Source organism: Pseudomonas sp. LM13 (assembly GCF_041381355.1).
Classification (GTDB): Bacteria; Pseudomonadota; Gammaproteobacteria; order Pseudomonadales; family Pseudomonadaceae; genus Stutzerimonas; species Stutzerimonas frequens.
This window is the reverse complement of record NZ_JACBXH010000019.1, coordinates 1-11,429: the sequence shown is the minus strand read 5'-3', so window position 1 is coordinate 11,429 and position 11,429 is coordinate 1. Positions and strand designations below refer to the sequence as shown.

Sequence of the window (11,429 nt, the reverse complement as noted above, 5' to 3'; positions counted from 1 at the left end):
CAGCGTGGGTCAGCAGCTTGCCGATGGCCGGCATGGCGGTGGCGGCAGCTGCAACGGGTGCCGGCCGGAGCTGCTCAGCGCAAGCGGTCCGAACGCGACGCTCAGGGCTCCCTCGCCACAGCGTCCATGCCGACTGCGCAAGCACTGCGGGCCCGCCTCAGCGAGCTCAGCCCTGGCGCAGCGATAGCCCCTTGAGGAAGTTGCGCAGCAGCTGGTCACCGCAGGGCCGGTAGTTGCTGTGTCCCGGCTTGCGGAACAGCGCGCCGAGCTCGGATTTCGACAGCTGCAGGTCGGCGGCCCGCAGGATCGCCTGCAGGTCTTCGTCGCGCAGCTCGAAAGCCACCCGCAGTTTTTTCAGGATCTGGTTATTGCTGACCGGCAGCTCCAGCGGCGGCGCCGGGCGGCTCTCGTCCTTCCCACGCTTGAAGTAGATCAGTCCATCTAGAAAACGCGCCATGGCCTCGTCCGGGCATTCCTGGTAGCCGTCCTCGTCCTCGCGGCTGAGCCAGGCGCGAACCTCGGCCTCGTCCACCGTGCAGCCACCCAGGGCGGCAATTTCGGCCATCTGTGCGTCACTGGCCTTGAGGGTGTAGCGCAGGCTGCGCAGGACGTCGTTGTTGAGCATGGTCGCTCCTCACTGAGAAAAGGCCGGCAGTGTGCGCTTTCGGGCGCCCTGCGGCGAGCCCGATCAACCGTCTTCGCGCTCGCCGAGGCGTCGGTACAGCGTGCGCCGGCCGATGCCGAGCAGGGCCGCCGCGCGGCGCTTGTTGCCGTCCACCAGCTTCAGCACATGCTCGATATAACGCAGCTCCAGCTCCTCCAGGGTCGGCAGCAGCGGGCCGTCGCTGAGCTGGGCGAGCAGTTCGGCGCCGGCACTGCGCGCCTTGTCATCACGATAATCGGCGATGCGGCTGGGCAGGTGCTCCAGCTCGATGCTGCGTCCGTGGCAGAAGGTCACCGCACGCTCGATGGCGTTCTGCAGCTCGCGCACGTTGCCCGGGAACGGGTAGCGTCGCAGCTGCGCCAGTGCCGCCGGCGCGATGCCGCGCACCGGCCGCCCGCTGCGCGCGGCGAAGTGGGCGACGAAACCGGCCGCCAGCAGTTCGAGATCCTCTTCGCGATCACGCAGCGGCGGCACCTGCAGGATGAAGGTTTCCAGACGGAAGAACAGGTCCTCGCGGAAGGCCTCGCGCCCCGCCTCGGTTTCCAGCGGGCGATTGCTGGCGGCGATGATGCGCACGTCCACGCTCAGCTCACGCTCGGCACCCACCGGGCGGATCGAGCCTTCCTGCAGCACGCGTAGGAGCTTGGCCTGCAGCGGCAGCGGCATCTCGCCGATCTCGTCGAGAAACAGCGTGCCACCGTCAGCCTGCTGGAACAGCCCCTTGTGCGCGCGGTTAGCGCCGGTGAAGGCACCGGCGACGTGACCGAAGAACTCGCTTTCCAGCAATTCGGCCGGCAACCCGGCGCAGTTGATCGCGAGGAACGGCCCCTTGGCGCGCTCGCTCTCGGCATGCACCGCTCTGGCCACCAGCTCCTTGCCGGTGCCGCTCTCACCGATCACCAGCACCGGCCCCTCGGCGCGAGCAAGTTGGCGGATCTGGTCGAACAAGCCACGCATCACCCGGCTGCGGCCGAGCATGCCGTGGAAACGATCATCGCTGAGCAGCTGCTGGAAGCGCCGCACCTCGTCGCGCAGGCGGCGTGTCTCCAGCGCGCGGGCCACCGCCAGGGCGAAATGCTCGAGGTCCAGCGGCTTGGTGAGAAATTCGTCGGCGCCCTCCTTGAGCGCCGCCACCGCCTGCTGGATGCTGCCGAACGCGGTGATCACCAGAAACGCCGGCGCCGCCTGCATCGTCTTGACCCGCCGCAACAAGGCCATGCCATCGGCTCCGGGCAGGCGCAGATCGCTGACCACCAGCGCCGGCTCCCAGCTTTCCAGCGAGCCGACCGCCTCCTCCGCACTGGCCAGCGCACGCACCTGCAGGCCGCGATCTTCCAGCTCCTCGACCAGCAACTGGCGAAGGCTGTCGTCGTCCTCGACCAGCAGGACCCGCTCCTGCGTCACTTCAGTCATGCTCGACCTCCTCGTCGATCAATGGCAATGCGATACGGAAGGCCGCCCCCGGCAGGTCGCCGTCGACCAGTTCGATACGTCCGCCGCACTCGCCGACCACGCCATGGGCCACTGCCAGCCCCAGTCCGCTGCCCTCGCCCACCGGCTTGGTGGTGAAGAACGGCTCGAACAGCGCCGCGCGGTTCGACTCGGCAATGCCGGGGCCATCGTCCTCGATCTGCAACATCAGTTCAGCGCCATCGCGCCACCAGCGCAGGCGCACCAATCCGCCAGGGCTGGCCTGGGCGGCATTGCGCAGCAGATTGGTCAGCGCCTGCTCGAAACGCGGCGGGTCGACCCGGCAGTACAGGGTTTGCGCCGGTGCCTGCAGCTCCAGCCGAACCTGCAGCGCAGCCAGCTCATCGGCCACCGCCGCGGCTGCCGAATGCGCCAGCACCTCGGCGGGCACCTTGCGCAGCGGCGAGCCGGCGGCACGGCCGAAATCCAGCAGCTGGCGGACAATGGCACTGAGCCGGGCCACCTGCTGGCGAATCTGCAACAGCGCACGGCGATGGGTTTCGCCCAGCTCGTCGTCGCGCAACACGCGCTGCGCCTTGCCGTCGATCACACTCAGCGGGCTGCCCAGCTCATGCGCGACACCAGCCGCCAGCCGTCCCACCGCCGCCAGTTGCTGGCTCTGGCGCAGGCGCGCCTGCAACTGCTCCTCGCGGGCCTGCTGCTCGGCCACCTGGCGCTCGGCGGCGGCGATGCTGTCGAGCATCTGATTCAACGCGCCGGACAGCACGACGATTTCCTGCGGCCCGCTGCGCGGTGCACGATGCTCGCGCTCGCCGGCCGCGACGCGCTCCATGCTGCGCGCCAGCTGCTGCAAATGCTTGCCCACCGCGGAGCGATGGCCGAGCAGGATCACCAGCAGCGCCACCCCGGCGAGCAAGCCGCCGAGGCCCGCGGCGATCAGGCGCAGGCGGCGGATGTCGCGTTCGAAGTCACCCCAGCGCCGGGTCACCTGCAGCAGGCCATTGATCTGCCCACCGCTCTCTTCCAACGGAACGAAGTAGGAATAAACCGGGCGGCCATTGATGCGCTGATAGGTGCCGGTCCGCTCGCCACCGGCGGTGAGCTGCTGGATCGCCGACTCGTCCTGATCCGGCTCCACCGCACCGGCATAGGCCGCGAGCTTGCCGTCGCGGTCGTAGACATAGGCGCCATACACGCGCCCGACGCCAAGCACCGATTCCAGCACCTGCTGCAGGGTGCGCTCGTGGTTCTTCTCCAGGCTGGCGCTGAGCGGCAGGCGCACCGCCCGCGCGACCAGTTCCACCTCCGCCTGCAGGCGCCGTTCGCTGTTGCGCTCGACCGTCCAGAGCACCACCGAACTGAAGCCGAACATGATCGCCATGAGCGGCACGATGACCTTGAGCAACAGCGCGCCACGCAGGCTCGCCGGGCGCTGCCAGATTGATACATGTGTCATTTCGGCACAGTACAGGAGGGTTCACGCTGCAGCCAGCGCGCTCCGATGAAACGAGCAATTACTTATAGATCAATTAGTTACGTTCAGACCGAGCACCTGGCACGGCCGCTGCACTGTTGAAGGCGTCTTTAACCGAAGCAGGAATGAACATGACCCAGCACAACGCTCGTCTCGCCTTCGCCGGAATCTTTTCGCTGTTCCTCGGCCTGGCCGCCCCCCTTGCATCGGCGCAATCAGCCAACCCGGCCCCTACCGCACAGCCGGCGGCCGGTGCACAGGCCCAGCAGTTCGGTGAGAAAAAACTGGAAAGCTTTGCCGAGTCACTCGGCGAGATCATGGAAATCCGCGAGGAATTCACCGGCAAGCTGCAGCAGACCGAAGACGCCAACAAGGCCCGCGATCTTCAACAGCAGGCCAACGAGAAGATGCTCGGCGTGATCGAGGAAAACGACATCAGCATCGACGAGTACAACGCCATCAACCAAGCCGTGCAGACCGACCCGGAGCTGCGCAACCGTGTGATCGCGATGATGCAGCAGTGATCACATCACTGTCGCCGCGCGGCGCTGCCTGAGGCAGTTCGCGCAGGGTAACGATAAAGCCCCGTTTGGCTGATGCCGGCGGGGCTTCCTGCGTCTGGATGCCAGAATTCCCAAAACCGCTGGATTCCAACCGGGGTATCTGACGGGAAGCAACCGGTCGCCCCCGGTCCGTATTCAGCGCCGCCCTTGGAGCCGCCCCACAAGAACCTACCTCGCCACGTTAAACCTGAGCCCCGTGCGATCGCACCGACCGCCGAAGAGCCTATGACGTGCCGCCGACTCAACAGCCGTGGTCTACAGAGGCAATGCGCGCACGAAAGTCGAAGTAGTGTTCGAGCACCCGCTCCGGCGCCTCGACCTGCGGGTAGTGGCCGATGCCCTCCAGCAGCACGGTGTCGGGCGCCGGAATCAGCTCGCGGTAGCGGGCCACCATGTGTGCACCAGAGATCGGGTCGGCGGCGCCGTCGATCACCCGCAACGGCACATTGCAGCGCTGCATGGCCGTCACCCAGCGCTCGCGTTGCCTGACCCGCTCGGGCATGTAGCGGATCAGCCGGTGCATCACCGCCGACCCGTCGTTCTCGGCGATCAGTCGCCAGTAATCGTCCAGCTCGGTGTCGCTCGGCTGCGTCTGCGCACCGAACACCCGGCCGAAGGTCGCCCCGAGCGTACGCCGCGAGAACAGCCTGCCCAGCAGGAAGCCGAACGGCCCGAGCAGCAGTTTCTGCACCCGCACCGGATGATGGGTTTCCGGGAACAGCCCGCCATTGAGGAACACGCAGCTGGCCAGCGCGATGCGCCCTTCGCAATGCCGCGCCAGCAGCTCCTGAGCCACGCTGTCGCCATAGTCATGCGCCAGCACATGGATCGCACCGCCGATACCCAGCTCCGCCAGCAGTGCCTGCTGCAGGTCGGCCTGCTCGATCAGGCTGTAAGCGTGCCCGCGCGGCTTGGCCGAATAGCCGAAGCCGAGCATGTCGCAGGCAACCAGCCGATAGCGCGCCGCAAGCGGCTGCCAGACCTTGTGCCAATCCCAGCTGGCGGTGGGAAAGCCATGGATCAGCAGCAGCGGCTTGCCTTCGCCAGCCGTCCAGTAGCGGATGCGCTTGCCGCCAAAATCGAACTCGCGAGCGCTGGCGCGCCAGCTATCCAGTGCCATGCCGTCGGTGCTACTCATTCGTTCTTCTTGTTTTCGTGGAGACCAAGCCAGTCTAGCGGACTGCGACGGCATGACGACTTGCCGCGCCGGCCAGCTTGGTGGCCCGGCGAGTCAGCCGGGCGCTGCGGTCCCATCTAGTCCTTCGCCTTCGACGGTGTAGCCGGTTCCCTTGCAGAGACCCTCGCCAAGCTGGGGCAGCGAGTAACTGCATCAGGGTCCGTTCGGCCGTCGGTAACCGCAGCGGCCGACCTCTCCCCGCTTATCGGGGTCGCACATAGGACACCCATCGATATCCATCCCATACGGCTTGCCGGAAGGAGGAACAGGTGTCCAGAGCGACCCCATGGCTGCTGGCCGGCCTTGCCGGCATTCTCGTTCTGCTGGGCGGTCTTGCCCTGCTGGCCGAGTCACCCTGGGCCCGGCAACTGATCGAGCGTCAGCTGAGCCAGCGCCTGGACGGGCGCGCGGTGTCCATCGGCGAATTCGACATCGAATGGGGTTTGCCGCTGGGCGTGCAGCTTCGCGACCTGCGCATCGCCAACGCCGACTGGGCATCGGACGCACCGCTGCTGACGCTCGACGCGTTGCGTGCCCGGCTGGGCGTCGGTGCCCTGTTGACCGGTGACGTACAGCTGCGGTCGCTCCAGCTGGTTCAACCTCAAGTCCACCTCGCCCGCCAAGCCGATGGCCAAACGAACTGGGCCGCGCTGCTGGGCGACGGCCCGGAGGAAGGTTCGCTGCCGTTCAGCCCCGATCCCTTGCGCATCCGCGACGGCGAGATCCATTACCGCGATGCCCAGCTCGACCTTCAGCTTGACCTGTCGGTGGCCGCGCCTCCCAGTGACGAAGGCCCGCGTCGGCTGAACGTGGAAGGTTCCGGCCAATTCCGCGGCCGTCCCGTCAGCCTGACGCTCTTCGGTGACCCACCAGCGCGGGCGCTGGCGGCCGACGCCGCTTATACCCTCTCGCTGAACGCCCAGCTTGGCGCCCTGCAACTGCAGTTCGAGGGACAGAGTGCCTCGCTACCCAGCCTTGAGCAGTTGCAGGGCCGGTTGACGGCCTCTGCGTCGGACGCCATGGCCTTCGATGCGCTGCCGATCGACCTGCCGCCGTTCACGCTGCAGGCGAGCACCCGGCGCGACGGCTCGCAGTGGACGCTGAGCGACATCGACCTGCGTACCAATGGCAGCCATCTGACCGGTGCGGCGAGCGTGCAGGCCGGTTCCGAGCCAAGGGAGGCCATCCGCCTCGAAGGCGACCAGCTGGACCTCGACAGCTGGGGCCTGATGCCTCGTCCGACCCGCACGGGCGAGCGCCGCCCCATGGCAGCCGATCGCCTGTTGGGCAATGCCAGCGACCTGCTCGAACGGCTGGGTGAATACCGCCGCGAGCTGTCGCTGCAGCTCGATACGCTGAGCTATGCGGATAACGCGCTGCAGGACGTGGCCATCGAGGCACAGCTGGACGGCCAACACCTTGAACTGGCGCAGCTGCATGTCGAGCAAGGGCAAGGCGCTGTCTCGTTGCAGGGTGGCTTCGATTGGTCGGATACCGGGCTGTCCGGCGCGCTCGATGCGCAGCTGGACCAGTTCGATCTCGGCCAAGCACTTGCCGCGTTCGGCCAACCCGGGCTTGGCGTGCTGGATGGCGAAATCCACCTGCGCCTGGCGCCAGACACCGCCTCGATCAAGAACACCCAACTGCTGTACAAGGCACCGCAACAGGACCTGCGCGTGCAGCTCAGCGCCGCGTCGACCGCTGCGGGGCTGGCGTTGCACGGCACGGCCTGGCACCACCAGGTCCCGGTACAGTTCGAGCTGCAGCTGGGCGCGCTACCCCAACTCTTTCGCGAATCCACCTGGCCGGTCGAAAGCGTGCTCCGCTCGGGCGACGCGCGCCTCACGCGTTCGACGGCCATGTAACCGACCCGCTGCAGCTGGACGCCGCCGTACTGCAGGTGTCGCTCGTAGGCCAGCAGCTGGACCGTCTCGACACCTTGACCGGCCTCGACCTGCCCGCACTGGGCGATTACCGACTCAACGGCGAGTTGCGTTGGGAAGATCAGCAGCTGCGGCTTCTCGGGCTTGACGCCCGCTGGGGTGAAAGCGACCTCAGCGGCGATGTGCGGCTCAGCCTGGCCGGACGTCCGATGCTCTGGGCCAACCTGCATGCCGATACGCTGCGTTGGCGCGACCTGCGCCCGACCACCGAGCGAGCGCGCGACAAGCGCCAGCTGTTCTCGGACCGGTCGCTGAAGCTCAAGGCCCTGCAGGGCCGCGATGCCATCGTGCGCTTCAGCGCGGACAACCTCGTGGTTCGCGATGTCCCCCTCAATGCCGTGACGCTCAAAGCGATACTCGACGAGAGCGTTCTGGAAATCGAACCGCTGCGCCTGGAACTCGCCGGCGGCACGGCACATGGCACCGTGCGGCTGAATACGCGCGTGCCACGTCCCAGCGGCACGGCGCGCCTGTCACTGACCGGCGCGCGCTTTTCCCCGCTGTTGCGCAGCGCAGACTTCCCCAGCGTTGCGCAGGATTCGGCTGCCGTTATCGGTGGCCAGCTGCGATTGGCCGTCAGCGGGCAGTCCGCGGCGGAGATGGCGGCCGGCGCCGACGGCCGCCTGGAGCTAGCCATGTCGGGCGGCCAGTTGGACAAGGTCGCGATCGAGCTACTCGGGCTCGACGCGGGCGAAGCCTCGATCGCGGCGCTCATCAACGACGCACCCACCGACATGAGCTGCGGCTACCTGCGTTTCGACGCCGACGCCGGCATCGCCCATCTGGAACGGTTCTTCGTCAGCACCCAAGACAGCAACCTGACCGGGGGCGGCCAGATCGACCTGGCCACCGAGCGGTTGAAACTGGCATTCGACGCCCACGCCAAAGACTTCAGCCTGCTGTCCGGTCAGGCGCCGATCCAACTGCGTGGCACCCTGCGTGATCCGCAAGTGGAAGTGATCACCGACACGCTGGTCGCCCGCGGGCTCGCCAGCGTCCTGGGCGCCATCGTCGCGCCGCCGCTGGCGATTTTGCCGTGGCTCGAACCCGGTTTCGGCGAAGGTTCGGGCATGGGCTGCGACAAGGCGCTGAAGCAATTCGAACGGATCGGGACCTAGCCGTGCGCGTGTTGGGACATCGGTCCAGGCCCATTGCGCTGTTCCCGCGTGCAACCGGCAACAGCGGCGCGACCAGGGGCCGTCGACGTGTGCAAGCCTGCCAGTGGCGCAGGTGCGTCATTGGTCTGGCCTTTGCCATCGCCGCGATGGCCGGCCTGTCATAGGCACAAACGCTCGATGAGATCACTGACCGAACCGAACGGTTCGCTCAGCGGGAAACGCTGTTGGTCGCCCGCGCCGGCGAAATCGCCGTCGAGCGCGGCTAGCGTGGCCATCGCACGACAGCCGCCACGTACATCAGCTGCGCCTCGCGCCTTGGCAACGAATGGAGCTCTTCGATGCGCCGGTGCTGCTCTTCAAGCAGACGTTCGTGGCGGGCACGCGATCACCCGGCAGAGGGTGGACAAGCTGCTCGACTCGCCGTCTATCGGCAACATGCCCAATCGAGACAGCGACATCGGTTTCGCCAGCCACGCCGAAACCAGCGGAAACAGGACGAGCGAGACGGCGTATGTGACGAGAACCGACCGGTCAGGCGGTCGGGGGCCACGGGGCGCAATTGCCGGTGGTAGAGTCGGCGGCGCCCTTCTGATCACTGGAGAAACCATGCGTCCACTGTTCAATGCCCTGTTGCTGGCCCTGCCGCTCTCGCTCTCCTCGCTGGCCTCAGCTGCCGAATCGCCTGCCGGGCGCTGGCAGACCATCGACGACGAGACCGGCAAGCCCAAGTCCATCGTCGAGATCCAGCAGGCCGCCGATGGCACGCTGACCGGCAAGGTGGCGCAGATTCTGCAATCGGAGCACGGGCCGAACCCGCTCTGCAGCGAGTGCGAAGGCGAGCGCAAGGACCAGCCCATCACCGGCATGACCATCCTCTGGGATCTCAAACCGGACGGCGAGCAGGTCTGGAGCGACGGCACCATCCTCGACCCGGCCAAGGGCAAGACCTATCGCTCCAAGGCCCGCCTGCTGGATGGCGGCGACAAGCTGGAAGTGCGCGGCTACATCGGCATCGAGGCGCTGGGCCGCAGCCAGACCTGGGTTCGCCAGTAAGCCTGACCGCGTACAACACCCAGGTATTTTGGCAGGGGCTGTTCGTCCGTGCGGCGCACGGGGTCAGCTGCGGAAGTAGTTGACCTTGCGATTCAGCTCCTCAGCCAGCATGGTCAGGTCCTGGCTCGACGACGCTACCTGATTCGAGGCGGCCGAACTGGCGACGGTCGAATCATGGATGCGCGTGACGCTCTGGTTGACCTCTTCGGCCACCGCGCTCTGCTCCTCGGAAGCTGTCGCGATCTGCGCGTTCATCTCGTTGATCGAGCCCACTTCCTGGCGAATCTTGGTCAGCGCATTTTCCGCCTCCAGCGTCTGTTCGACGGTCTGCTGTGCCAACTGCTTGCTCGACTGCATCACCTCCACCGCCCTGCCGGCGCCGGCCTGCAGCGAGGTGATCATCTCGCTGATTTCGCTCGACGACAGCTGCGTACGGTCGGCCAGCGAGCGCACCTCGTCGGCCACCACTGCGAAGCCGCGACCATGTTCGCCGGCGCGCGCCGCCTCGATGGCGGCGTTGAGCGCGAGCAGATTGGTCTGCTCGGCGATGGCGGTGATGACCTGCAGGATCTTCTCGATATCGCCGCTTTGCGCCGAGACCTGATTGACGGTTTCAGTCGCGCTTTCCAGCACCTTGGCCAGGTTATGGATGGAAACGGCCGTCTCGCCGACGATTCGCGTACCGGTCTCGACCTGCTCGTCGGCGCTCTTTGCCGCAGCGGCGGCACGGGCGGCGAAGCTCGCCACCTCGTTCACCGTGGTGGCCATCTGGTTGATCGCCGTGGCGACCTGTTCGGCCTCGGCCGACTGGTGCTGGATCTGCTGGTTGCTGTTCGCCGAGGAGGTACGCAACTCACCCGAGGCGACGCCGACGCCATCGGCGGCAGCGCGCACCTCGGCAATGATCGCGGTGAGGAGGCTGGCCATCTTCGCGGTCGCCCCCATGACGCTGTCCGGGTACGGGGTGACGATTACCTGGCCGAGATCGCCATTGGCCAGGTTGCCGATCACACGGGCTACCTCGTCCGGCTCGGCACCGAGGGTCGAACGCAGCTTGCGGATGATCACCACGGCGATGGCCACGCCCAGCAGAACCGCCACGCCGGTCACCGCGACGATGAGCGCGAGGAAGCCGCTGGCGGTCTCGCGGACCACGGTCACGTCCTGATTGATGCTCGATTCCTGGTGATCGATGAATGCGTTGATCAGCCGCAACCATTCGGTATAGGCGCCGGCGACGTTTTCCAGGAGAAAGTCGTAGGCACGCTCCGAGCCCTCGCTGAAGCGCAGCGACCACCTGCTGGGTCAGCGCGTTGGTCTTCGCCTCGATGGTCTCGATCTGCAGCATCAGCTGCTTTTCCACGGTATCGGCGGAGGGCTGCGCGAGCATCGTCTTCATCGGCGCCGCCGAGTCGGCGTACAGCTGCGCCAGTCGCTCGATCTCCGCCACCTGTTCACGGGCAAACGCGGGATCAGCCGCACTGACGGCATCGCGCACGGCAATGGCACGGTCGTGCACGCTGCCGCGGAAGTTGATCGCATAGCGCTGCTTGAGGCTGGCCTGCGAGCTGATCTGGCTCATGCTGCGGTCGATGATGTCGACTTTGAGCGCACTGACCACGGCGACCGCCACCATCAGCGCCAGGATCACCAGAAACCCCAGGCCCAGGCGCATGGATACCGACATCTGCTTGTTCATCGAACTCTCCTTGCGAGGCTGCGCGGCAGCCCATCAGCCAGTCGTTGGCGCTTCGAGCGATACACGAAGCGATGCAAAACTTGTACAAGATAATGTCAACATGACAGTACGTGTACAAGTTTTATCGACGTAGTGTCGAGCGAAAGCGGGCTGAATCTGGACATGCCTGCCGGCAAGGTGTGCTCTCGCAGGCTCAAGGGCGAGGGTTGTAGAGGTCTTGTAGAGTTTTCGCAGGCCGCTCGCTGCGCGCTCGGCACGCCTGAGCAGGTCGGCCTGGCAATCAGCAGACAGCAAAAAGGCGCCCGAA

General features: G+C 66.5%; 10 protein-coding genes. 4 read left to right on the top strand and 6 right to left on the bottom strand.

What is annotated here, in order from left to right:
- Nucleotides 1-166: 166 nt before the first annotated feature.
- The 3 genes from HZR81_RS13235 to HZR81_RS13225 all read right to left on the bottom strand — a co-directional run bounded on the left by HZR81_RS13235 (nucleotide 167) and on the right by HZR81_RS13225 (nucleotide 3,551).
- Nucleotides 167-625, bottom strand: a complete 459-nt coding sequence (locus HZR81_RS13235; RefSeq protein ID WP_156245446.1) for a YehS family protein — start codon at nucleotides 623-625, stop codon at nucleotides 167-169.
- A 63-nt stretch (nucleotides 626-688) separates the two neighbouring features.
- Nucleotides 689-2,077 (bottom strand): sigma-54-dependent transcriptional regulator, encoded by a 1,389-nt coding sequence (locus HZR81_RS13230; RefSeq protein ID WP_500128344.1) that lies wholly within the window; start codon nucleotides 2,075-2,077, stop codon nucleotides 689-691.
- The gene (locus tag HZR81_RS13225) at nucleotides 2,070-3,551 is read right to left on the bottom strand and encodes a sensor histidine kinase (protein ID WP_500128343.1); all 1,482 of its coding nucleotides are present in this window, start codon (nucleotides 3,549-3,551) and stop codon (nucleotides 2,070-2,072) included. The genes HZR81_RS13230 and HZR81_RS13225 overlap by 8 nt, the downstream gene beginning before the upstream one ends.
- Before the next feature lie 149 nt (nucleotides 3,552-3,700).
- Here HZR81_RS13225 and HZR81_RS13220 point away from each other — a divergent pair, with 149 nt between their 5' ends.
- Nucleotides 3,701-4,093, top strand: coding sequence for a DUF4168 domain-containing protein (locus HZR81_RS13220; protein ID WP_500128342.1), 393 nt, complete (start codon nucleotides 3,701-3,703; stop codon nucleotides 4,091-4,093).
- Between the two features lie 280 nt (nucleotides 4,094-4,373).
- Here the strand turns inward: HZR81_RS13220 and HZR81_RS13215 are convergent, their stop codons facing one another.
- A complete protein-coding gene (locus tag HZR81_RS13215) occupies nucleotides 4,374-5,270 on the bottom strand; it encodes an alpha/beta fold hydrolase (RefSeq protein WP_500128341.1) in 897 nt (298 codons plus the stop codon).
- A gap of 308 nt (nucleotides 5,271-5,578) precedes the next feature.
- Here HZR81_RS13215 and HZR81_RS13210 point away from each other — a divergent pair, with 308 nt between their 5' ends.
- From HZR81_RS13210 to HZR81_RS13200, 3 genes are all read left to right on the top strand, one after another.
- Nucleotides 5,579-7,174 (top strand): AsmA family protein, encoded by a 1,596-nt coding sequence (locus HZR81_RS13210; protein ID WP_500128340.1) that lies wholly within the window; start codon nucleotides 5,579-5,581, stop codon nucleotides 7,172-7,174.
- 35 nt (nucleotides 7,175-7,209) lie between these two features.
- Nucleotides 7,210-8,370: an AsmA family protein gene (locus tag HZR81_RS13205; RefSeq protein WP_500128339.1), complete on the top strand. Its 1,161-nt coding sequence runs from the start codon at nucleotides 7,210-7,212 to the stop codon at nucleotides 8,368-8,370.
- A 606-nt stretch (nucleotides 8,371-8,976) separates the two neighbouring features.
- On the top strand, nucleotides 8,977-9,423 hold the full coding sequence (locus HZR81_RS13200; RefSeq protein ID WP_500128338.1) for a DUF2147 domain-containing protein: 447 nt from the start codon (nucleotides 8,977-8,979) through the stop codon (nucleotides 9,421-9,423).
- Between the two features lie 63 nt (nucleotides 9,424-9,486).
- Here HZR81_RS13200 and HZR81_RS13195 read toward each other — a convergent pair whose 3' ends face one another.
- Nucleotides 9,487-10,191 carry a methyl-accepting chemotaxis protein gene (locus HZR81_RS13195; RefSeq protein WP_500128427.1) on the bottom strand — a complete coding sequence of 235 codons (705 nt, stop codon included), beginning with the start codon at nucleotides 10,189-10,191 and terminating at the stop codon, nucleotides 9,487-9,489.
- An 85-nt stretch (nucleotides 10,192-10,276) separates the two neighbouring features.
- Nucleotides 10,277-11,059, bottom strand: coding sequence for an MCP four helix bundle domain-containing protein (locus HZR81_RS13190; RefSeq protein ID WP_500128425.1), 783 nt, complete (start codon nucleotides 11,057-11,059; stop codon nucleotides 10,277-10,279).
- Between the last annotated feature and the right edge of the window lie 370 nt (nucleotides 11,060-11,429).

What these genes read in the sequence shown, in the direction of transcription:
- HZR81_RS13190 (WP_500128425.1), bottom strand. Translation starts at nt 11,059, where the DNA reads ATGGTGGCGGTCGCCGTGGTCAGTGCGCTCAAAGTCGACATCATCGAC.
- HZR81_RS13225 (WP_500128343.1), bottom strand. Translation starts at nt 3,551, where the DNA reads ATGACACATGTATCAATCTGGCAGCGCCCGGCGAGCCTGCGTGGCGCG.
- HZR81_RS13230 (WP_500128344.1), bottom strand. Translation starts at nt 2,077, where the DNA reads ATGACTGAAGTGACGCAGGAGCGGGTCCTGCTGGTCGAGGACGACGAC.
- HZR81_RS13195 (WP_500128427.1), bottom strand. Translation starts at nt 10,191, where the DNA reads ATGGCCACCACGGTGAACGAGGTGGCGAGCTTCGCCGCCCGTGCCGCC.
- HZR81_RS13235 (WP_156245446.1), bottom strand. Translation starts at nt 625, where the DNA reads ATGCTCAACAACGACGTCCTGCGCAGCCTGCGCTACACCCTCAAGGCC.
- HZR81_RS13200 (WP_500128338.1), top strand. Translation starts at nt 8,977, where the DNA reads ATGCGTCCACTGTTCAATGCCCTGTTGCTGGCCCTGCCGCTCTCGCTC.
- HZR81_RS13220 (WP_500128342.1), top strand. Translation starts at nt 3,701, where the DNA reads ATGACCCAGCACAACGCTCGTCTCGCCTTCGCCGGAATCTTTTCGCTG.
- HZR81_RS13215 (WP_500128341.1), bottom strand. Translation starts at nt 5,270, where the DNA reads ATGAGTAGCACCGACGGCATGGCACTGGATAGCTGGCGCGCCAGCGCT.